This is a genomic window from Wolbachia endosymbiont of Kerria lacca (assembly GCF_051602725.1).
GTDB lineage: Bacteria > Pseudomonadota > Alphaproteobacteria > Rickettsiales > Anaplasmataceae > Wolbachia.
Genome location: NZ_CP192272.1, coordinates 1,208,595 through 1,232,385 on the forward strand (window position 1 = coordinate 1,208,595; position 23,791 = coordinate 1,232,385).

At 34.3% G+C, this 23,791-nt stretch carries 19 protein-coding genes, 1 tRNA gene and 1 pseudogene; 4 read left to right on the plus strand and 17 right to left on the minus strand.

The genetic code is table 11. From position 1 onward, the window contains the following. The first annotated feature begins 10 nt into the window (after nt 1–10). Complete coding sequence (plsY, locus tag ACQ4M0_RS05630; protein ID WP_052264701.1) at nt 11–586, plus strand: glycerol-3-phosphate 1-O-acyltransferase PlsY; 576 nt, start codon at nt 11–13, stop codon at nt 584–586. Here plsY and ACQ4M0_RS05635 read toward each other — a convergent pair. The 3 genes from ACQ4M0_RS05635 to ACQ4M0_RS05645 form a co-directional block, all read right to left on the minus strand. Continuing rightward, nucleotides 581–2,395: a hypothetical protein gene (locus tag ACQ4M0_RS05635; protein WP_438456370.1), complete on the minus strand. Its 1,815-nt coding sequence runs from the start codon at nt 2,393–2,395 to the stop codon at nt 581–583. The two genes, plsY and ACQ4M0_RS05635, sit on opposite strands and share 6 nt — an antisense overlap. 55 nt (nt 2,396–2,450) lie before the next feature. Continuing rightward, on the minus strand, nt 2,451–3,347 hold the full coding sequence (locus ACQ4M0_RS05640; RefSeq protein ID WP_007302486.1) for a cation diffusion facilitator family transporter: 897 nt from the start codon (nt 3,345–3,347) through the stop codon (nt 2,451–2,453). A 27-nt stretch (nt 3,348–3,374) separates the two neighbouring features. Further along, nucleotides 3,375–3,447, minus strand: a tRNA-Val gene (locus ACQ4M0_RS05645). Between the two features lie 487 nt (nt 3,448–3,934). Between ACQ4M0_RS05645 and ACQ4M0_RS05650 the strand changes: the two genes are divergently transcribed. After that, the gene (locus tag ACQ4M0_RS05650) at nt 3,935–7,450 is read left to right on the plus strand and encodes a peptidase M2 (RefSeq protein WP_438456371.1); all 3,516 of its coding nucleotides are present in this window, start codon (nt 3,935–3,937) and stop codon (nt 7,448–7,450) included. Between the two features lie 298 nt (nt 7,451–7,748). Next, the gene (locus tag ACQ4M0_RS05655; RefSeq protein ID WP_438456372.1) at nt 7,749–9,290 is read left to right on the plus strand and encodes a hypothetical protein; all 1,542 of its coding nucleotides are present in this window, start codon (nt 7,749–7,751) and stop codon (nt 9,288–9,290) included. Between the two features lie 90 nt (nt 9,291–9,380). On the opposite strand, the gene rlmB is transcribed toward ACQ4M0_RS05655, so the two are convergent. Further along, entirely contained in the window at nt 9,381–10,148 is a 768-nt protein-coding gene (rlmB, locus tag ACQ4M0_RS05660) for a 23S rRNA (guanosine(2251)-2'-O)-methyltransferase RlmB (protein ID WP_007302490.1), read from the minus strand. A 92-nt stretch (nt 10,149–10,240) separates the two neighbouring features. Between rlmB and ACQ4M0_RS05665 the strand changes: the two genes are divergently transcribed. Next, entirely contained in the window at nt 10,241–10,732 is a 492-nt protein-coding gene (locus ACQ4M0_RS05665; protein WP_007302491.1) for a Smr/MutS family protein, read from the plus strand. A gap of 11 nt (nt 10,733–10,743) precedes the next feature. On the opposite strand, the gene uvrC is transcribed toward ACQ4M0_RS05665, so the two are convergent. The 13 genes and pseudogenes from uvrC to ACQ4M0_RS05730 form a co-directional block, all read right to left on the minus strand. Continuing rightward, nucleotides 10,744–12,561, minus strand: a complete 1,818-nt coding sequence (uvrC, locus tag ACQ4M0_RS05670) for an excinuclease ABC subunit UvrC (RefSeq protein ID WP_012481994.1) — start codon at nt 12,559–12,561, stop codon at nt 10,744–10,746. Next, nucleotides 12,545–14,653: a glycine--tRNA ligase subunit beta gene (gene glyS / locus ACQ4M0_RS05675; protein ID WP_213863905.1), complete on the minus strand. Its 2,109-nt coding sequence runs from the start codon at nt 14,651–14,653 to the stop codon at nt 12,545–12,547. Before glyS ends, uvrC begins: the two co-directional genes overlap by 17 nt. Nucleotides 14,654–14,656: 3 nt before the next feature. Then, the gene (locus ACQ4M0_RS05680; RefSeq protein ID WP_438456373.1) at nt 14,657–15,496 is read right to left on the minus strand and encodes a glycine--tRNA ligase subunit alpha; all 840 of its coding nucleotides are present in this window, start codon (nt 15,494–15,496) and stop codon (nt 14,657–14,659) included. Between the two features lie 44 nt (nt 15,497–15,540). Next, nucleotides 15,541–16,299: a hypothetical protein gene (locus ACQ4M0_RS05685; RefSeq protein WP_007302495.1), complete on the minus strand. Its 759-nt coding sequence runs from the start codon at nt 16,297–16,299 to the stop codon at nt 15,541–15,543. 284 nt (nt 16,300–16,583) lie between these two features. Next, entirely contained in the window at nt 16,584–17,540 is a 957-nt protein-coding gene (locus tag ACQ4M0_RS05690) for an IS5 family transposase (protein ID WP_213863789.1), read from the minus strand. A gap of 16 nt (nt 17,541–17,556) precedes the next feature. Continuing rightward, nucleotides 17,557–17,742 carry a hypothetical protein gene (locus tag ACQ4M0_RS05695; protein ID WP_341815226.1) on the minus strand — a complete coding sequence of 62 codons (186 nt, stop codon included), beginning with the start codon at nt 17,740–17,742 and terminating at the stop codon, nt 17,557–17,559. Between the two features lie 29 nt (nt 17,743–17,771). Then, nucleotides 17,772–18,634, minus strand: a pseudogene (locus tag ACQ4M0_RS05700) (IS982 family transposase). Between the two features lie 10 nt (nt 18,635–18,644). Then, on the minus strand, nt 18,645–18,770 hold the full coding sequence (locus ACQ4M0_RS05705; RefSeq protein WP_265025124.1) for a hypothetical protein: 126 nt from the start codon (nt 18,768–18,770) through the stop codon (nt 18,645–18,647). Between the two features lie 244 nt (nt 18,771–19,014). After that, entirely contained in the window at nt 19,015–20,013 is a 999-nt protein-coding gene (gene hemB / locus ACQ4M0_RS05710) for a porphobilinogen synthase (RefSeq protein WP_213863903.1), read from the minus strand. After that, entirely contained in the window at nt 20,006–21,031 is a 1,026-nt protein-coding gene (nuoH, locus tag ACQ4M0_RS05715; RefSeq protein ID WP_213863902.1) for an NADH-quinone oxidoreductase subunit NuoH, read from the minus strand. Before nuoH ends, hemB begins: the two co-directional genes overlap by 8 nt. Beyond that, nucleotides 21,015–21,464 carry a hypothetical protein gene (locus ACQ4M0_RS05720; RefSeq protein WP_438456374.1) on the minus strand — a complete coding sequence of 150 codons (450 nt, stop codon included), beginning with the start codon at nt 21,462–21,464 and terminating at the stop codon, nt 21,015–21,017. The genes nuoH and ACQ4M0_RS05720 overlap by 17 nt, the downstream gene beginning before the upstream one ends. Continuing rightward, nucleotides 21,448–23,496, minus strand: a complete 2,049-nt coding sequence (gene nuoG, locus ACQ4M0_RS05725; protein ID WP_007302472.1) for an NADH-quinone oxidoreductase subunit NuoG — start codon at nt 23,494–23,496, stop codon at nt 21,448–21,450. The genes ACQ4M0_RS05720 and nuoG overlap by 17 nt, the downstream gene beginning before the upstream one ends. Nucleotides 23,497–23,501: 5 nt before the next feature. Next, a complete protein-coding gene (locus ACQ4M0_RS05730; protein ID WP_006279675.1) occupies nt 23,502–23,714 on the minus strand; it encodes a hypothetical protein in 213 nt (70 codons plus the stop codon). Nucleotides 23,715–23,791 lie beyond the last annotated feature (77 nt).

A 23,791-nucleotide genomic window follows, 5' to 3' on the forward strand; every position in this document is an offset into this window, starting at 1 on the left:
TTTTAGTATAATGGAGAAATATATAATTCTTATATTATCTTACGTAATCGGTTCAATACCGTTTAGCTTAATTATTGCAAAAATAAATGGTATAAATTTAAGAGAAGTAGGTTCAGGAAACATTGGTGCTACAAATGTTGCAAGAACAGGAAATAAGAGACTTGCTGTCCTCGCATTATTTTTAGACTCTTTGAAAGGATTTGTCGCGGTTTATACAGCACAACAATTTTGTGATAATAACGATTTTTATATATATGTATCTGCAATTTTAGCAGTTCTAGGGCATATGTTTCCTATTTGGCTAAGGTTCAATGGAGGAAAGGGAGTTGCAACAACTTTGGGAGTTTTGATAGCACTTAACATTTCTATAGCATTAGCATTTGTATTTGTCTGGCTAATAGTATTTTTTATCTTTCGGTACTCCTCTCTTGCTTCCTTGGCTGCTACTGCAGCAGCTGTTATAGCATCTTTCTTTTTTCAAAAGGAGTTATTCCTTATACTACTCACTGTAGCGATATTAATTTTCTTGAAGCATTACAAAAATATTGCAAATCTTCTGCAAGGCAGAGAACGTAAGTTTTTATGAGCTATGTCTCATTCCTTCTACTACATTACTAGCGGATACTCCATGTGAGAGACGACTTGAGACTACTTCTTCTACTTCTTTTATTATTTCTTCCATGTTTTTTCCACTTTTTTTACATGCATCATCAAGTGCTAATTTTAGCTTACGTATATCATACTCTTCTAGCATCTTATTCATTTCTTCTTTCGTTATCTCTAATTTTTTTAGTAAGATGTTCTCCATTATTTCTCTTTTATCACCTTTATATTGTCCATTTAGTCTGTTATATGCAATGCAACACTTCCTTTCTCGTGGCAAGGCTGACAGATTTTGCAATGTAGCATCTATTTGAGCTTCTATAGGGTTAACTTTCCTAGCCTTTTCAGCAGTTTCTGACCTAAATTTCTCTACTTCTTCTTTTATTATTTCGTCAGCTATTCCCTTAGCTTCATTCAAAAATGAATCCTTAAGAGAAAAATCTATCCTAAGTAAATTTTGGTTTAAAAGCTTCAAAAAGACTTTTTCTTTGATATTTTCGAGTTGGTCATCTAAAGCATGCTCCTGCAGTCTATCTCTCATGTGCTTACCCAACACAAAGTGCTCTAATTTATTTAACTTTACAGAGCTGATATTTTTCATTAATGTCAGCACAATTTGTTCACTATACTGAGAAGTAAAACTTAGCAACCTTCTCATTAAAGGAACGCTTACTTCTGCAATAAAATCATCAACTATTTTTTGACTTTTATCATCTTCATAATTATTTTGGGCGTTATGCCAAGCCCTAAGAATTTCTTTACTGTTCTTCTTATTTTTTAGCCTGTCTAACATAAACTTACGTGCTTCATTTTCTGCTTCTGTAAGGAGCATTTGTCTAGGTGGTGTAAATTTAATCTCTGGATCGGAATGAATACCCTCTAATGTACTTAACATTCTGTAGATAACACCAGTAAAACATGTGTTAGGAATTCGTTCTTTTCTAGAGAAAGTTTGGCTATCTAGTAAATTTGCAATCAACGCGTCTTTTTTATTTTTTACAGCTTCTCTATCTCCATCATTGCAGGCTCTAAGAACTAACAGAAGAATTTGTCCACCAGTGAAGCCAGAGCTATGTTTCTCATTACCTTTGCAAAAATCTTGCAAAAACATTACTAATTTTCCCTTATTCTCATTACTAAATGGTTGGCCATCAAGCATATGTAAGTGATTTATATATTCAATAAATTCTTTAAATCCCTCATTATTAATAGTGTCTTCAGATACTTGTTCAGTATATTTATCTTTTAATTTGTCAATATTTTTAATGATATCATTATTTAATTGATGGGGTAGTAAATGTTCAAGCTTAATATCAAAGCTATTGACTAGCCCACGTGAGTTTTCTTTTATGCCTTCTAAAAAGAAACTAATAGCAGCTTTGAGTAACGTAAATGGATTAAAATCCTTTGGCCTTAATTCACTTTGTAATAGAATTAAAATCATTGCAAGTGGTATTGTTGCAAGTAACGAAACAAGCAGGAAAGTAGTTGTAAAAGTTATATATGTTATAGAGGCAAAAAATAAAAGGAAAGATGCTATCTTAATTTTATTTTTCTCAAAAAATATTTCCCAATATTCCTTTTTACTTATTTTTTCCTGCTTTGCAGCTTTTATGTCTTTATAAACGTAAAAAGTTTTTATTTCAGATCTAAAAAACAATGTGGCAAAAGATAAAAAGACATTGGCAGGATTAACTAAAATGCTTAAAGAAACAAAAGCTGCGAAGTAACTTGCTGTCTTTAATCTGTAAGAATCCTTTCCAGGAAATTGTATTTGGGAAACACCTATCATAGCCTACTCTCTATAATATTATGATATTGTAGTAATAACAAATAGCCTATAGATGTCAATGCTTAAGTATTTTACTGTCTACGCACTCATCGTATTCAATTTCAACTGTAGAGTGCGCAATTTCGAACCTATTTAATAGTATTTTTTTTATCTCATACAAAATATTAGTGTGTTGTCCATTTTGCTTTATCTTGGCATGCATAGTAAGTATAAAATAATTATCAGATAGTGACCATGCATGTATATGATGCACATCTATCACTTCAGGTAACTTAGATACAATCTCACTTTTTATCTCCTCAGCAGATACACTCTCAGGTGTACCTTCAAGGAGTATATGGCAAGAATTCTTGAGAATTTTATATCCACTGTTTAAGATTATTACACTGACAAATACTGACAAAATAGGGTCCACTATTTGCCATCCGGTAAACATGATAATTATGGATGCAAGTATAGCAGCTACAGAACCTAAAATATCTCCGATAACATGCAATACAGCACTTTTTATGTTTATATTACTTTCGCATTTACTATGTAATATAAAAAAGACTATAATGTTAGAGATCAGGCCAAGTGTGGCAATTATTAGCATTACTTTCCATTCAACATTGACCGGACAAATGAATCTCTTTATTGATTCAATTATAATGACCGCTGCAATGAAAAATAGAGTTAAACCATTAACAAATGCTGCAATTATCTGCAATCTGTGATACCCATATGACCTCTGTAAATCAGATTTCTTAGCTGAAAATTTGTGTGCTATCCAGCTTAAAACCAAGGCAAAAAGATCAGTGAGCATATGTCCTGCATCTGATAGTAGAGCAAGCGAATGTGAAATTACTCCACCTGCTATCTCCATAAGCATTGTTATTGCGACTATTATTATGGAATAAATTAAGCGCTTGGACTCTGCTATTGAGTGTTTGCCATTGTGCACTGCTGTCATATAAAATCTTTTTATGAGCAAAAATCGTGGGTAACACTGGGCTCGAACCAGCGACCCCTTGCACGTCAAGCAAGTGCTCTACCAACTGAGCTAATTACCCATCGTAGCTTTAGTATAGTGCTTCAGTGAAATGAAAGTCAATTTGCTTTTAGACTTCTTGCTGAATGAAACTCCTTGACAAACCTTCCCACTTTCCTTATCATACCAATAAGAGTACTTATCCTTGTTTTTGATCCTCGCGGGTTCAACAACAAAAATTCAGTAAAAAACTCAGATATTTATTGGCAAATTACATAAAAATTATAGCGGCTGCATGTCTTTTTTATTTTTTCTACATTCAGCCAAATCGCGCTTGTTAGGACATTATTACAACGCCAATTTACATTATAAAACTCGCTACTAAAGGATTTTTTTACCTTTTTTTCTACTCAGTAAATTTCTTAATTATAATTCCGCTACTTATTAACAGCCATGGAATTTTAGCTATATTCTCGATTTTTCATATTGAGTTAACTATCTATACTTTTTTATTAAGATATAAATTATATCAATATGAGAATTTACACTTTCTTAGCGGAAGTAGCTTTATGCTTGATATTGTAAAGACTAATAAATTAGGGGTTAAAGTAATGACAATCAATCGACAAGTAAATAAAAATATATCTAAAGATGAATATTTTAACAACAAGCATATCATAGAAGTTAAAGATTTAAATATCAAAGTAGAGGTTCATTCTCATGATTTAAGAACAAGTAAAGTTGCTCACATTGAAAGTGAGATAAGAGAAACAGCTACTAATTTTAAAGATGCATTTAAGCTGGAGCCTGGTAGCTCAGAACAAACATTCAAAATTTATGTGTTTGATGATAAGGCTGATTACACTCACCTTGGTGGAAGCGAACGTTTTGGTTCTTACCTTGGAGATGAAGGTGGTAAATGTTACTACAAAGGAGAAGCTGATATTTTTGCTGAGATGTATGTCTATCAGCAAGGTGGCGTTCATAACCTTCAGCATGAATTTGCACATGGTTTAACTTACTTGGCTACAGGAGGAAAATCTCTACCTACAGTATTAATGGAGGGAATTGCAGATTACTTTGAACATCATTCAGATCACAAGTTCAATGCTCAAGGGTCAAGCATTGATAAAACTGAAGCCACAAATTTGGATCTAGGTGGAATTTTAAATTTACAATACTCAGCCAATGGTGAAGAAAACAGTTTAGTGTATAAAACTGGTCATGCGTTGATAATGTACTTACAGGAAAAAGATCCTAGTTTATTAAGAGACTACCTAGATGCTTTACGTCAAGGTAACTCAGATGAATCAAAAAGTTTCTTGAAAGACATAAAAGGACATGATGCTGACTTCAAAAGTTGGCTTGCTGAGAATGATACAGAAACTGCAATGGAACATCTCAACGCTTTGCAAGTTACAAAAGGAGATTTTATAGCAACTGGTCAAGAAATAGTGGGTGGAGAAATTAAAAACATATCCTACTATAAAGCAAATATAGAAAAGATAGATGGAGAAAACGTTGGAAGTTTTTCTCCTGTAGAACATGTTGCATTTTATGATGTTGCTCGTGCTATTAATAGGGCAACAAATGATAACCTCGATATATCAAAGGAATATCATTTTTTAAAGGTAGTAAAAACTCCTGATGGACAGGATAAACTAACTTACTCTGATCAACAAGGTAATGAATATCAAAACAGTCAAGAGTATAAAATGCAAGCTTTGAGGATATTATCAAAATATGGTGAAGATCTTAGAAAATCTTACTATGATGGGAAAGAAGACTTAGATAAGCAGAAGGATATAAAATATAATGATGTGTTGAAAAGCCTTCGTGAACAGGAAGAAACACAGCGTCATGATGCATACGAGCAATACAAAAGAGGAGAGATCTCTTATGAGAAATTTGTAGAAAAATGCAATTCAGCCAGCACTAATTATCATAATGAAGGTAAGAGATTATATAATGCTACACAGGACAAATATACACAACTGAAAGATGATTTGCTTGATAAAACCATAAACGCTGGCTTGAAACAAGTAAAAGAAACTCAGAACATTGACGTAGAAAAGATGTTAGAAGAGATGGTTAATATCGATCCAAACCTAATCAGAGGTGCTCATATTAATCTACAAGAAGGTAAAGTTTTCTCTATCAAAGCTCTTGGTCACGGAGATATGGGTGCACTATCTATATATGATGGGAATACAAAGCTTGGAGAGTTGTCGAGCGAATCGGGCTTTTTTAAGCAAGTTGAAGGTCAAACTAAAGAAACTTTTGTTTTTGAGGACATATTGCACAACTTGAATACTCAATATGACGGTGGTGCTTATATGGCTATTACAAAAGAAAATGGTCATTATAAAGCTTCTCTGATAGATGGCAGAACAGTTGAACGTGATGAATACTTTGATGAAGCACATTTACATGAAAATGAATTGTTGCATCCTAGCACTGGACACATTCAAAAAGATTTAGATTCTCTGCTTCTTAGAGGGACCAAAATTCTAAATTATCAGGATTCAAAGCATGCTCAATATTCTGATGAGCAAAGAGAAAGCGGTGTAATCGTAGAAAAAGGAACATTATTGGATGATAAAGGGACTGATAGAACAGACGACGATGTATACGAAGCGGTTGTAAAGCAAGGAGGCGAAAATCTACATGCATTCAAAAATATGGGCTTCTATATCACTGAAGAGATGAAAAATGAAAGAGGTGAAGTTGTAAATGGGAGTAACTTATTCATTCATGATCACGGAAAAAATGTACGCTATCAGTTACCTGAAGAAGTTACTCATCTAAAGTTAGTGCAAAAGGATGAAGGATACAAATTAGTGCCAGCTGATGAACGTGGTAATGAATATAGGTATGATGCTCAAGGTAATACTATACCAGAAGAATACAAATATATCAACCCAGTATTTGCACATGAATATGAAAAGAGAGATTATTCTCATAAACATATAAATGTGGGCCTTATAAACTTAGAAAAATATGCCCCTGGTAAACTTTTTACCATTAAACATGATCCAAATGATTATCAGATACAAAGAAACTCGAGTGGTGAAATAGTGAGAATCAACAATCAAAGATATTTCACTAAAGTAAAACTATTTGATGGTGATACTGATGAAGAAATAGGAATGTTATCTAATAATTTCCATAACTTCAAAGGAAAAATATTCTTTTCTGCTGATTATAACTACAGCTATAATGATTTCCTCGCATCTGTTTCTCCTCAAGTTGAAATTGAGAATATGGGAAATGGAAGCAAAAAAATAACTTTCGATCAAGGCAGTGGCGATATCGGTGATACTAACAGAGGCTACACGGACTATCAGAGAATATTCACAAAAGAGAAACAAACCGAAAGTCCAAAAGGGCAAGTAAGTGAAACTAAGACAGAAGTTCATAGTACTACTAATGTTGTTGCTGAAGAGAGAAACGACAACAGTGAAATACAGTCTGATCAACCACAAATTCCAACAAGGGCAAAAAGGTCAGCTTCAGTGGAGGAGAAAGAGCAGGTAGTGTTGAAAGACACAATCTTGAAAATAGAAAAGAGCTATGATAGAGATGTAGAAGGAAAGCATAAGGCAAATGTAATCATAGATTATAATGATGTGAAAGCCTTGTATAATAGAGCAGAAGGAGCAGATAAGCAATCTGTGTTAGATTTTTGGAACAAACTGCATACATCGGATTATAAGATTGGTGCTTTGCCGGAAGACAAGTATTACTTTAAAGATGGCAAATTTCTAATTCACGATAGTGACACGAAAAAGCTTATAGTGTTACCTGAAGATAAGGTATCCATCAAAATAATGAAGGATGGTGATAGTTATAGTTTGGCTATATCAAATGGTAATGGCAAAGTAATAAGCAGCATTAGTAAAATAGATAATCCAAATTACGAATTGCTATCAGATTCAAGTCACTTCAGCTTAGAAACACAAGATAACTTTGAGTTATTAGATCAACATCATGAATATAATCTCTATCTAGAGAATGGTTTTGTGAAAATGTTCGACTGCGCAAGCGATCACGTTTATCACGATCATAACTCAGCCTATATCTAATATATAAGGAGGGCCCTGCCCTCTTTTTGTTATTCCAATGCCCAGACACTGGCATCCAGTAAATTTGCTAGTATAAAAGTAATCAACGTTTCTTATGATGGAAAAATGGATTCCAGTGTCAAGCACTGGAATAACACCAAAGGGGCTACTAGGATGACATCGTCTGCTACATACTTAGATCACAAGAGAAGAATTCTGAAGCGAAAAGCTTCAAGGAAATCTTATGCAAAATCTAGTATTTACGGAATTTATATTATTTTCATGCACATTATGGTTTTTATAATTAACGGAAAGTGATATGGCTAGTTTAACTTTTAAAGACAACTCTGGAGGAAATGTACCATCCCCTAACATTAAAAGCATAATTTATGAAGATGCTGCACAGAATAAGTATACCTTTGGTGTAGACAATGCTACTAATGTTTTCAACACTTTTAAGTATGAACCTAATGGTGCTGCTGAAATAGATTACAGTGCTACAGCAACAAAGTTCATGACTGGAGGTGCAATTGCTACATTATTAGGTATTGGAACTAATGTAGATGCAATAAAAACTAAGACTGATTCTATTCCAGCTGACTTAAGCGCTGACTTAGTTACCATAAAAACTCAAGTCGGAACAGATCTGATATCAGGAATAAAGGCTAAGACTGATAAGATTACAGATACCTTCGGAGCTGATGTCACTGCTATAAAGGCTAAAACTGATACTATTCCAGCTGACTTAACAGCTAAAGTAACTGCTATAGAAACTGCTACAAATTCTGCTAATTTAGGAGATAAGGTTACTGCAATACAAACTAAGACTGATAAGATTACAGATACCTTAGGAGCTGATGTCACTGCTATAAAGGCTAAAACTGATACTATTCCAGCTGACTTAACAGCTAAAGTAACTGCTATAGAAACTGCTACAAATTCTGCTAATTTAGGAGATAAGGTTACTGCAATACAAACTAAGACTGATAAGATTACAGATACCTTAGGAGCTGATGTCACTGCTATAAAGGCTAAAACTGATACTATTCCAGCTGACTTAACAGCTAAAGTAACTGCCATAGAAACTGCTACAAATGCTGCTAATTTAGGAGACAAGGTTACTGCAATACAAACTAAAACTGATAAGATTACAGATACCTTAGGAGCTGATGTCACTGATATAAAGGCTAAGACTGTATTTATTCCAGATACCTTTACTGCTGATGTTGCTGCTATAAAAGATGCTACAAGTGCTGCTAATTTAGGAAAGAAGGTTACTGCAATACAAACTAAGACTGATAAGATTACAGATACCTTCGGAGCTGATGTCACTGCTATAAAGGCTAAGACTGATAAGATGCCTGCTGATTTAGGAACTGAGTTAGGTAATTTAGCTAAATCTGCTGAACTAGCTCCTTTAGCTAAATCTGCCGATGTTACTGCTATAAAGGCTAAAACTGATACTATTCCAGCTGACTTAACAGCTAAAGTAACTGCTATAGAAACTGCTACAAATTCTGCTAATTTAGGAGATAAGGTTACTGCAATACAAACTAAGACTGATAAGATTACAGATACCTTAGGAGCTGATGTCACTGCTATAAAGGCTAAGACTGATAAGATGCCTGCTGACTTAAACGCTGAGTTAATTAAGTTAACTACAATAGGAAATGCTATAAATGATAATGGTAACGTCACTGAAGCTGCTAAAGCTGTACTAGAGAGCAGTTTCAAGAAAGCTATTAAAGAAGCTGGAGAAGATGGTAGCGAATGGCTTAAAAATGAGATAAAAGAGATAGTGTCACAGCCATCCTTCGAGATTCCAACAGATTCAAGTTCACCTCTTTCTTGGGATTGGTAATGTAAGTGCTAGTGAATGACATCGCAAGATGTCATTCACTGTTGTCATTCCAGTATCACATGCTGGAATGACATCCTTGTTTTATTGCAACTAATTTGCAGTGATTTTTGTTTTAATGTAAATGGAATATAGTCCTATTGCTGCTGCGTTTGAAACATTTAGACTATCAATTACGTTTGACATTGGAATTTTTAAAAGATAATCACAACTTTCTTTCACTAATCTCCGCATTCCTTTCTCTTCAGAACCAAAAATAATTACTCTTTTTTGCCCAAAATTCTTTATTTCATCTATATTTTCCTTTGCATTGCAATCAAACCCATAACACCAGTAGCCTATCTTTTTTAAAGACTCCATCGTTTTTACTATGTTTGTAACGTATATTAGAGGAACAATATCCAGTGCTCCACTTGCTGCTTTTGCGATAGATGCATTTTCGCTCGGTGAATGGTGATGTGGTAAAACCAGTGCATCAATGTTGAAACAAGCTGAGGTTCTTAAAATCGACCCTATATTGTGTGTATCAGTAATTTGATCTAAAATGACTATAGTAGAGCTGTCACCTGAACCTTCAGCTATTTCTTCGATATTTAAGCTGTGAAAAATAGGAGCAACTTTTAAAGCAATTCCTTGATGATTGACACCTTTGGGTAAAACATCATTGAACATTTTGTTCTCTACCAGTCGAGGTTTAATGCCCTTACTATCTGCACATTGTTTAATTTCTTTCTCAAATTCTCTGTAGAAATTTTCTGTTACTAACAGTTCTATACACCGCCTATTTTTGTTTCTTAATGCTGAAATACAAGTGTGCTTTCCATATATCCAACAGTTTTCATTAGCTTTTGATGATTTCATCTCATTATTGAAAATCAGTTTTTTATAGAATAAGCAATATTTTACTGTGTTTATATATTGTTGTAAAATTATGCAGTTCAATTAATGAATTTATGTCAGATGATGAGTTAGATTGGCAAAAAAATGTTAAGCCAATAGAATGTGGAAAAGTTACTTTGAAAGTTGATCACAAAGTAAATATAAAATCTATGATTGATAAAGGTGCCTCTAGTTTACAAGAAAATTTTCTTAATACTGATAATGGTGATTCATCATTTTGTCTTGACTACAATACAAAATTAAAGATCGATAGGGGCAAATATTTTATAAGCGATAAACTCGATTTGCATGGCTATAGTATAGATAATGCTTATTGTAAATTGATAGATTTTATTATCAAAAATTATCAAGCAAGGAATAGGTGCTTATTAGTAATTACGGGGCATGGTAATAGTACAGATAAAATAGACACTATAAAGAATAGCTTAAATAAGTGGTTGAATGACACAAAAGTTCGAAATATGATCTTATACTATCAGCAAGCCATAAAAAAACATGGTGGCAAAGGAGCTTTTTATGTCTTATTAAGAAGAAATAAAGGTTAATTTTAGAGTACCTATTTAGGAGTACCTTTCTTAGAATTCACGTGTTGAAGAATGATTTCTGCTAAACCTTTACTAATTCCAGGTACGTTTTGAATTTCAGCTAGAGAAGCTTTGCTTATATTTTCTACAGAACCAAAATGAGACATGAGTGCCTTCTTTCTTTTACTGCCAACACCGGATATTTCACTTAATTGTGAAGCAAAAAACTGTTTATCGCGTTTTTTTCTATGCGAAGTTATCGCAAAACGGTGAGCTTCATTACGCAGCAATTGTAAATAAAGCATGACCTTACTGTCACTTGCTAGAGTAAATTCTTCTCTGTCCGGCACATAAAATCTTTCATTTCCTGCATTACGATCATGACCCTTTGCCATACAAGCAAAAGGAACTTTTATATTCAATATTTCCAACACATTCTGCACTATGGAAACATGTCCTGGACCGCCATCAATCAGTAAAAAATCAGGGATTATATCTTTTATATTGCCAGAGAAACGTCTAGTCAGCACTTCTCTCATCATTTTATAGTCATCACCTGAAATTTCTTCTTTTATAGTAAATTTTTTGTATTCACTTTTTAAAAAACCTTCCTGCCCTGCAACAATCATCACACCAACTTGTTGATTTCCAGATATATGGCTATTATCATAAACCTCGATACGCTTTGGAATATTTGGTAACGAGAAAATCTTCCTAAGCTCTTCGAGCTTTTCTAGGTTATTTCTATAATCAGTAAGCTTCTGTTCTAGACTATGCTGAGAATTATTGTAAATAAAATTCAACAAATCACGTTCTTTACTATTTTTCGCATGCAAAACTTTTATTGATTTTTGAGTAAGAGCATAAAGTGCTTGTTCTATAATTTCCTTATCCTTAATAAAATCGGGAACGTAAATTTGCGCTGGTGGTGTGTTAACTGGATTATACAAATTGACCAAAAAGGTGGATAAAATTTCATCATTTGAATGATCACTACAATTCTCAATGAAGTAAGGAATGCTTCCATAGTTACCTTTATCTCTGAAAGATAGTACACCAATGCATGCTAAGTCTGCCTCACGTACAACGCTAAAGAAATCTGCATCTTCTTCAAAAGAAAAATCCATTGGCTGCATTTGAATTTGCTGAAGAAATTTCAATCGATCTCTATAGACAGCAGCAAGCTCGTAGTTCATTTCCCTACTGCACTTTTCCATTGTAGAAAATAGCTGTCTTTGCACTTCTTTATTCCTTCCTAGCAGAGTATCTTGTGCTTGTTTTACTGATTTGCAGTAATCATCTTTTGTAATTTTATCTACGCATGGTGCTGAACAGCGCTTAACTTGATACTCAAGACATGGTCTTTTTGTTGAAGAGAAATATTGATCTGAACATACTCTTAAGAGAAAAGCTTTTTGCAATGATAATATAGTGTTCTTAACAGCAGCAGCAGATGGAAAAGGGCCGTAGTAATGAAACTCATTCTTCTTAAACTTACCTCTATATTTCGCTATTCTTGGATAATCATGCTTAGAAATTGTTATATAAGGATAAGATTTTCCATCCCTAAGCAAAATATTATAAGATGGTTTTAACGATTTTATTAACTGTGCTTCAAGAAGCAATGCTTCGATTTCATTCTCAGTGATGAATATTTCAACCTTAATAACCTGTGAGATCATTACTCTGATTCGTTCAGAAAGGTTTTCGAATTGAAGGTAGTCAGATAATCTCGACTTCAAGTTTTTTGCTTTACCAATGTATAAAACCTTACTCTTATCTCCAATCATCTTATAAACGCCACAGGATTGTGGAGATGATTTGATTTGTTCCTTATATTGCCTGAGCATTTATCAATTGTTTAACCTGTATAAGGTTAAACTCTGCTACTAAATGAAAGGTAGAAACAACATTTGCAAGCAAAGATAACCTGTTTATTCTAAGCTCATTAGAATCACAGTTAATCTTTACACTGTCCATAAATTGATTGATAAATGGAGCAAAACGAGCAAGTTCATCAAGCGCTGTATTAAAGTCGTTATTTTCTATCGCTTGTTTGATGTTTTTACAAGCAGCTATAGCACAATTTGATAGCGCAATCTCCTCATCTTCAATCAAAAACTTCTTACTGTAAGATGCATTATAAGTAGTGCCATCACTTTTTCTCACTTTGCTCATCATGTTACTGGCTCTTTTATAAGTGCTTAGAACCTGTTCACCTTCTTTTGTACTAAGATAACGATCCAATATCACAGTTTGCTTTTCCGCTTTCAGCAGATCATTAATATCGACTTTATATAGTATTGAATCTACAACATCTTGCCTTATATTTCTATTTTTTAAAATAATCTTGAACCTTTCTAAGCAGAATTTAAATACTAGTTCTAAAATTTGTTTTTCACTTGGCTTATCAACTGGAGTTATATTTTTATTCAATAGAAGCCTTGAACATAAAGATACTGACTTATCTATCAGCAATCTAATTGGAATATGCAAATTATTTTCAAGTATTGTTCTAATTATACCAATTGTCATTCTACGCAAACCAAACTGATCATACGAACCAGAGATTTTCTCACCTGCTGCAATTAAGCCAACCAAACTATCCATTTTGTCTGCAATAGCTACAGCAATCGCAGTAGGAGATCTAGGGCATTCTTGGTCCGATCCAATTGGCTTATAGTGCTCAGTTATAGCTTCCACTACTTCTTTATCCTCTTGAAAATAAGAAGCGTAGTATCCACTCATTACTCCTTGCAATCCCGGAAATTCTTTCACTATCAACGTTGCAAGATCTGCCTTTGCTAAATATGCAGCACGTTCAACTTTAATTAATGAAGCATGTGGAATAAATATCGCTATATACTTTGAAAGAGCGATAATACGCTTCACTTTTTCTTCTACGCTACCGAGCGAAGCATGAAATGAAATAGAGCTCAATTTTTTGACATAGTAATCTAGGTTTTCCTTCTTGTCTTGAGATATCAAAAACTGGGCATCAGCAAGACGTGCTTCTAATATTCTTTCATGGCCTTTGACAACTTCATTGTTGTTAACATTTACAACAGTAACAAAATGTGATATTTTCTGTCCATCACTTAAAGCAAGATACTTTTGCTGCGTATTAATTATACTAAGTATTACTTTCTTCGGTAATTCTGATGATTTTACTTTACCAAATAATACTATTGGCCACTCTATAAGCCCTGCCAATTCATTAAGTAAATAATCATTTTTTTCAAGTTGTAAGTTCTCCTCTTTTGTAAACTTATTAATCTGATCTAGTATAAATTGCTTTCTTTTGTCCAACTGGAGAATGACATTATTTTTTTCTAACAATTCAAAATAGTCTTTGGGTGTTTTAACAGTAAGTACTGCATCACCTGAAAGAAACCTATGACCATACGTCACGTTGCATGCTGTAACCCCTGCAAAAGATATAGGTATTATTTCGTCATTTAAAATACATAGAATATTTTTAATTGGCCTAACCCATCTCTCTTTTCTTTCACTCCATCTCATACTCTTTGGCCAAGAAAAGTTTTTTAGCATTTCCTCCAGTTGATTTTTGAGAAACCCGTTGATGTTAAATAAGCAGCTTTCTCTCTTAATGAAGTAAAAATCTTCATCATTTACTTTGCGAATGAGTAAATCTTCTTCACCTTTCCGATTTTTTCTCAAAAAACCTTCGATAGCACTTTTCGGTGCATTAACTCTTGGTCCTTTAATTTCATTGTTAGAATCTTTTAGCTCTAAAGCACTTATGCTATCAATAAAAAGAGCAATGCGACGTGCAGTCACATAAACTTCTATAGATGCAAATTTCACATTATTTTTACTAAAAGCATTAGTGATATAGCTCTTAACCTGAGCTGCAGATGAATTCTGCATTCTTGATGGAATTTCTTCTGAAAGACATTCAAACAATAATTGTGACAACATATTCTACTTTGCTCTATATAATTCACAGCATTTTTTTGTTAACTCTCTCACTCTACCAATATAGGCTGTACGTTCATTCACACCAAGCACACCTCTTGCATCAAGTAGATTAAGTAGATGGCTCGTTTTAATACATTGGTCATAAGCTGCTATCGGCAATTCTTTTTCAACAAGGAATTGACACAGTTTTTCTGTATCCTCAAACTGCTGTTGTACTACTTTAGTATCATAATAATCAAGTGCCAGGTAAGAAAACTCTCGCTCTCTTTGTTTAAAAATATCTCCATAAGTTACACCATTATCGTTCCACATTATGTCGTAAACATTATCTACACCCTGTATGCACATTGCTAAACGCTCTAACCCATATGCTACTTCACCAGGAATTATTCTGCAGTCAATACCTCCCACTTGCTGTATATAAGTAAGTTGTGTTACTTCCATTCCGTTGCATGTAACCTCCCAACCAAGACCGGATGCGCCAACACTTGGGTTTTCCCAATCATCTTCAATAAACTTAATATCATATTCTTTTGTCGATACACCAAGAGCTTTTAAGCTATTTAAGTAAATATCTTGCAAATTGCTGCCAGATGGTTTTATTATAACTTGGTATTGATGATGCTGATATAAACGATTAGGGTTGTCGCCATAGCGTCCGTCTGCAGGTCTGATTACTGGTTGTAGATACGCAATTTTTGTTGATTTTTCGTCAATCGCTGACATGATTGTTGCGGGATGTAGTGTTCCAGCTCCAACTTCAGACGTATATGGATGAAGTATAGTACACCCTTCATCTGCCCAAAAATCTTGTAATCCCTTTATTATATCCTGTAGATTCACGCAAACTGTATATCTTTTAAACTGAATACATAAGCAAATAAGTACTATTCTATACTTATTTTTTTAATAGTGCCATGAAAATAGTCACTCAAGGCTATTGAACTTTCTTTTACATACTCAAATATGCTTTTGTTTAAAACAATCGCATCATGCATAGTCAGATCGCAGAATATAAATGCAGTCAAGTACAATAAAATCACTGCATAAAACACATGAAAAATCCCTTCAAATGTGATTGATATTGCATTGTTATAACTAAGCTGTATCGTACTTATCGGCCATGGTTTTATTACTTCTACAATATTAAAAAATAAATAAGGTATTATAAAGAAAAAGAACAAATGCATAAGATCATTAAACCAAAATGGACATTGAAGTATTGCCTTGCATATACTTAAATAGAATTTACTTACAATATAATAAATTGACATTATTGCCGGCATCGAAAACGCAACAGTCATCACCTGTCCTGATGCTATTTGTATTACTATATTCTCATCACTGCTGGCTGAAGGATCTTGAGTATGAAAAATAGATATGCCAACTAATTGCAGCACTAACATAACTATTGCTAGCTTGGTAAAAATAGCAGCTACAACTATGCCTGAATTCGGCATTTTATATAGTATAAAATCACCTCCGTATGTAAGCATTAATATAATGTCGGTAATAAATAATATTAGAAAAGAAGACCAATAATGCTGCCAACCCGGTAAATATCCTACTCCTAAAAAAGAGCTTACTATTTTGGCAGGAAAAACCTTGCCTAGCATCTTACCCAAAAATTGAAAAAAAATCCCCATGTCCTAACTAACACTTGACTTATATTTTTCACAATACTGAATTGTAATGGACTTATCAATACACTTCTTGCATAGAAAAAAGGCAAATAGTTAAAAACGATCTAAACCGTTGCCCCTTTATACTAGTAGCCTCCTTTTTTGTCATCCCAGTGCTCCGACACTGGGATCCAGCCTTTCTTACCAATAAAAACTTAGAATAAGATCTCCTTTGTGCTCAAAAAACTTCTGGATTCCAGTGGGCTTTGTTGCACAGCTCTTCGGATAGTGGGTAATGTATAATAAATTCATGAAGCTATATCAAACTTAGCCATGCCTATTTCAGTAAATTTGTTAAGCAAATAACACTTGAGTAGCAGTTCCTTCTCACGATTAATCTCAGATTTATTCCTAAAACTAAATCCAAATATTTGCTTCAGTCGCGAGAAAAAACTTTCTATATAAGATCTCTTCCAATAATTTATCTCTTTTTTCCACCTCTTCATACCATCTTCATCATATGACTTTATGAGCTTGATTGTAGAATTTCTCTCATTCATATAATCCAACTTTGGATGCTCTACTGCATTATTTTGCGGAGGAATCCTTGTCTTTATGTCAAGCTCATCGCACAGTTTGTATAACTTCTTTCGATTATATGCCCTATCTGCATATATCGTGCTTATGTTATACTTGGTATCCACTCTTTCAATAAGATCACAGGCTCCATAGTGGTCGGAATAAACTCCACTACTGTATTTTGCAGCTATAACTTTTTTACTACCTATCTCTAGCATTACATGTAGCTTTCTTGTTTGCTCATAGCGGCGATACTTTCTATCTGTACCATTTGCCTTACTATGGCCTGGAATATTATTGTAGATGCTGATACCTGTACTATCTATAGCAATTTCAATATCTTCCATATCGTTCTTATCAACTCTGCAGTCGTTGATTTTGATATTAAGCTTTTTAAACCTTCTTGAAGCCTGCGAATAGCTGATAATTTGCAAAATTTTCCCTATTTGCTCAAGATATTTCTCTATAAATCCCACTGTTTGCCTAAGACCAATCCTGAATAGATAGGTTATTATGTGAATTAGAATCACTACTTTGTCGCTGTAGACATTGTTGCCACCTGCTACTTTTGGACTATTTTCGTACCAATTTTCAATGGCATCGTTGATATAATGAAAAACATTTCCCCTTTCTTGAAGAAATTTGTTATATTCATTGCAGTTACTGACTTTCATTCTTATTGGCATATTTTTCCTTTGTCGGCTAAATATCTATTTTATAACAAATTCCATCAGTAACTGCCTGTTCTTTCCTTGAGTGGTGCAACAAAGCCATCCCAGTGTCAGCTACTTGAATGACATCTTTAATCTCCGCATAGCTATGCGTCACGCGCTGGCCTGAAGCTTTAACTATAAATATTAAAAAATTTACCAAGCTAGAAAAAGGCAAAAGAATCCCCTAGTAACCCCAACTATGGATTAGCCAGCAAAGAAAGGCATAGAAATAGAGGGCTTTTTCGACTGCATGGAATAGGAAATCAGAACAGAAAAAAACATGAATTAGGAAATTTGTTGGCGATCTGTGTCTTGTGTGCTCAATCTCAAATTTGTTTTTCAAGGAGTCGAAAACAGTCTCAACAATCGATCTTTTCCTTAGTAAAATCTTCTCTTTAAGTGAAATGAGTACGTTTTTCATACCTTTTTTTACTTTAGTGACGAGTTTTAGGCCTCTATCAAAGAGTTTCTCAAAGAGCTCTTTCTTTATATAGCCCTTATCTCCAAACAAAAGTCCGGTCAGTCTTTTAGTGAGAGTTGGCACAGGTTTTCTGTCATCAACGTTACCTTTGGTTAGAGTAAGTGCTTGAATTTCTCCAATTTCATTAATTACCAAGTGCAATTTAAAGCCAAAAAACCAACCATATGTGCTCTTACTAATTTCTGCCAAACCATCAAAAACTTTGTTCTTGGAGATTCTTTTTTTGTGGCAAACAGCGATTGTAGAAGTGTCTATGTAGGCAATACCTGTCATTTTTGCTTGTTTGCAGAACCATTGCAAAAGTAATGCTAAATACCATAAAACCCGTGATTTAAGAGCGATAAATCGGTCATATGTTGGCAATTTAGAAAACTCAGATTTATAAAGTGGCAGATAAAGTAGGTAAAAAGCTTTGAAACTTTTGCAAGGGGATTGATGATATAATAGAATTATGGTGAGAATTTCCGAAGTCCGGTATTCTAGTTGGTTTTCTTCCTTTTGATAGGAGCATATTAGCAAAACTATCATCGACTGTGCGACAAAAATCCTCGACGCAACAGTAAAGTTCTGTAATATCTTTCTTCATGGGTAACCTCTTAATTATTGATAAAATACTTGAGCTTACCCTGTTTTCCTCTTCTTAGCTGCACTTTTATCTCTTTATTTAATCCATAGTTGGGGTTAGTAGTGAGTTTTGACCCTATAATAATGTAAATTGGCATTATAATAATGTGCTAACGCTTAAAATAAGCGTGTTTTGGCTGAATGTAGAAAAAATAAAAAAGACATGCAGCCGCTATAATTTTATGTAATCTGCCAATATATACCTGAGTTTTTTACTGAATTTTTGTTGTTAAATCTGCAGAGATTAAAAACAAGGATAAATACTCTTATTGATATGGTAAGGAAAGTGGGAAGGTTTGTCAAGTCACTTCGGCCAGCTACCTACTTAGATGTTCCACACTGCTAAGTAGATACCAAATTTTTTGCAACATCAAGTGCAGCATAGGTAAATATTGCACTTGCACCTGCACGTTTAAAACCAATTAAGGACTCATAAATCACTCTGTTATAATCCAACCAGCCATTATTTGCTGCAGCTTTTATCATTGCGTATTCACCGCTTACTTGGTAAGCAAAAATCGGAAAATTGAACTTGTCACTTGCTGTTTTTATTATATCTAAGTATGGCATACCCGGCTTTATCATAATAAAATCTGCACCTTCATTTATATCCATTTCAATTTCGCAGATTGCTTCGCGTGCATTTCGATAATCCATTTGATAACCACTTTTGTCGATGAAATTTGATGATGCGCACGAACCGACAACTTGCCTGAATGGCGCATAGAAGCTAGAACAGTACTTTACTGCATAGGACAATATTGACACATTCTGAAAGTTATTATCATCCAATGTTTTTCTTATTTTTTCTATCCTGCCATCCATCATATCAGAAGGAGCAACTATATCGCATCCTGCTTTTGCTAAAACAAGCGCTTGCTTACACAATATTGACACAGTTTCATCATTTTCCACATCCATCTTGCCGTCTTTTAAAATGCCATCATGACCGTGAGTAGTGTATGGATCTAGTGCAATGTCTGCAATAATGCCAATATCAAGTACCTTCGATTTTACAGCATGAATTGCTTTGCAGATTAAATTATCAGGATTATATGCTTCCTCAGCTTTTTCAGATTTTAGTTTACTATCAACTACAGGAAAAATTGCAACAGCATTAATCCCCGAGTCCTTAGCTTTCTGAACTATAGAAATTAATCCATCTATTGAATAACATTTGATATCAGGTAAGCCAGAAATTGGCTCAATTGTTTCTTCTCCGTCATGAACAAATAAGGGAAAAATCAAATCATTTACTGATAAAGTGATTTCACTTGTTAAATTGCGAATCCACTTGCCTGAGCGCCTGCGTCTTAATCTTATGTTTGGAAAGTTAAACATTGGACCCAGGCAAGTTCCCAGTAAAAAGCAACACTCCTGAAATGAGTATTACCCAAAGCACTGATATCGGTAGAAACACTTTCCAACCAAGACGCATTAGTTGGTCATATCTGTAACGGGGTATTGTTGCCCTGATCCAAATAAATATGAACAATAATAAAACTATCTTCAAAACGAACCAAATCAAACCTGGAATTTTATATAGTAAACTAAGCTCTAGTGGAGGATACCACCCTCCTAGAAAGAATATTGTCATCACAGCGCTTGCTAAAATCATATTTGCATACTCTCCTAGAAAAAAGAGAGCAAAAGGCATTGATGAATATTCGACGTTATACCCAGAGACAAGCTCTGCTTCAGCTTCTGGTAAGTCAAATGGGTGACGGTTAGTTTCTGCAAGCAAAGAAATAAAAAATATTATTCCTATAGGCATCATCAGCAAATCAATCCAAAATGGCATATTATGTTTCGCTACCACCATCTCTGCAAGATTCAACGTACCAGTTGTAATAACAACTGTAGCAACTATTAGACCTATTGAAACTTCATATGAAATCATTTGAGCAGCTGACCTTATAGCGCCAAGAAATGCATAATTAGAATTACTAGACCAGCCTGCAATAATAATGCCATATATTCCCAAAGAGGATATAGCTAGCACATAAAGCACTCCAACATTAATATTTGCTATTACCTTAGGGATTATTACCTGCTGTCCATTTTCTGTAATTATTTCAGCTCCAAATGGTATAACTGCCCAGGAAATTAATGCTAAAATAAAGGTGAGCATTGGAGCCATAATAAACAGTATGGTGTTTGCTCTAAATGGTATTATCGGCTCTTTAATTATCAATTTGATAGCATCTGCAAATGTCTGTAGTAGCCCAAATGGCCCTACTACACTTGGACCATGCCTTAGTTGAATTGCACCAATAACTTTACGCTCAAAGTACACTAAATATGCTACTGAAAGCAAAAGTGGAATAAGAAGAAAAAGAATATCAAATATCAAGTACATGCAACCCTAAATCAAAAAAATAGTTCATAATTGTGGCAATAAAAAATACAGCAAATGCTCTAGACACACAAGACAATGTCCCTATTGAAATCAATAGGACAACACTTTTCTGTATAGCATTTAGCTTAATAGAATAGTAAAATGATATGCATATGAATGACACTAGTGACATCATAATTAAGGTCATTGTGAGAGGCAAATAATTCCCTCTTCCCTCGGTAACTATAATAAATGTTATTGGCATCCATACATATCCTTCCGTAAATAGTGCAATAATATCATTGATAAAATCAACTAGCTTATAAACGAACTGTTTTTCTAATGTATTTTGTTCTTTACACAAAAATATAGAGTTTAATTTTCGTTGAAAATATACCAGAGTTATTAGTAATAATGGTGTTAGAATAAATAAAATATTAAGTAGAGTGTTCATAAAAATCCTTAGTACAATCTGCCATTATTTTTGAAGCGCGACTTATTGAGTCTGTCATATAAAAATTACACTTTTTTAGAGTGAAAGAGATATTACTTAATTTTATTTCATCACAGGTAATTGGTACCCATTTGTTTTTCACCACTTGGTCAGCATCTCTAAACTGTGGACCAATAGTGTATAATTTCTTCCTCACATCAAATAAATTATCGTATAGTAAGGAAAGGCCCAAATATTGGGATAAATTTTTTATAATCAACCAATCTTCCTTTGCTTCACCAGGAGGAAAAACAGCTAAATTTGTTCTCTGTACTCGCCCTTCAGTATTTACATAAGTTGCATATTTTTCTGTGTATGCAGCTCCAGGTAGAATGACATCTGCTATATGCGCTCCCCTATCACCATGGTGGCCTTGATAAATTACAAATGTACTTTCTAACTTTGATATATCAATTTCATCTGCGCCAAGAAGATAAACTACTTCTATCTCACCACTTTCTGCCTGTTTTAGCATCTGATTAATGTCTTTTCCACCTTTGCTAGGAACGAATCCAATATCGAGTCCACCAACCCTTGCTGCAGCCTTATGCAGTACGTTAAAGCCATTCCAGTCATCTCTGATCATGTTAAATTTTTCTGCAATTTTGCCAGCTAGAGCTAAAACTGATTCAGAATCATCTCTTATTAATGCATCTTGACCGATAATTAGCATAGGGTTCTGAGCCGCACTCAGTAACTCGCAGAATTTGTGATTTCCCTCTTCTATTTCTTTTAGAACGTTTGGACCATCACCTAATCTTTCAACATTATATAGATATTCAAGATTAGGACCAATATTTGCAATAGTGAAATTACCTTGTAAATATCTCTTTCTCAATCTTGCGTTAATTATTGGTGCTTCTATTCTTGGATTTGTATTTATAAGCAGACATAAATCTGCATTTTCTATACCCTCAATAGTGGTGTTGAATACATATGACCCACGATTATTTGGTATAAGCTTTGCTCCATCTTGCCTACAATCTATATTCCCCGAGCCGAGCTTCTGCATCACTTCTTTGAGTAGAAGCATAGACTCACAATCTGCTAAATCACCTGCAATTGCAGCTATTTTATTTGATTTTGTATTCTTTAATTTCTTTGCAGCAACAGTTAGTGCTTCATTCCAATCAACTGGGGCTAATTTACCATCTTTTTTTACATAAGGTTGATCAAGACGCTGAACTTTTAGTCCATCATAGGCAAAACGGGTTTTATCTGATATCCATTCTTCATTTACCTCTTCGCTCAGCCTTGGTAATATTCGCATAACTTCCAGGCCACGATAATCAACTCTAATGCTACTTCCCACAGCATCTAGCACATCTATAGTCTCACAATGTGATAGCTCCCATGGACGCGCTGTAAAGGAGTAAGGCTTTGAAGTTAAAGCCCCTACCGGGCAGAGATCTATAATATTCCCAGATAATTCAGAGCTAATATGCCTTTTTATGTAAGTACTAATCTCTATATTTTCTCCCCTGCCAATTCCTCCAAGTTCATTTGTACCTGCAACATCGGACAAAAATCTAACACATCGAGTACAATGAATGCATCTATTCATTGCAGTTCCAATCAGTGGACCAAAATGTTTTTTTGGCACAGCTCTTTTATGCTCATCAAGTCTGCTTATTCCTTTCCCATAAGCCATTGTTATATCTTGCAAATCGCACTCACCACCTTGATCACAAATTGGACAATCAAGTGGATGATTAATTAGTAAAAATTCGAGCACTCCTTCACGCGCCTTTTTTACCTTGGGAGTATCCGTGTGAATAACCATACCCTCTGCAACTGGCATTGCACAAGAAGCTACTGGTTTTGGAGGGCCACCCTCAACTTCAACCAAACACATTCTGCAGTTACCAGCAATTGCTAAACGCTCATGATAACAAAACCGCGGAACTTCAACGCCCACAACTTCACAAGCTTGAATTATAGTGAGCCCATGCTCTACTTCACATTCCTTAGAATTAATAGTAACTTTAACCACAACTACTATACAGCTTCCCACTTTATAGGATTGCCGCTTACCTCATCTTCAACTAGATTGCCGTTATCGTATTGAGCAGACATATAGTTCATACGTGAATCACGGTCTATATATCTAACCGGCTTTACCGGTTTATCCTTATACATTTTTTGTTCTGCTTTCTTACGCTGAGTAGGGTTATTTTTACTAGCTGTTTTCGCTTTTCCGCCTGCTGCCATATAAACTCCTAAAAACTTCCTATTTTATTCTAACACTTAAGTATATACCGTCAATACCCAATAGCTTTAAAGTTTTA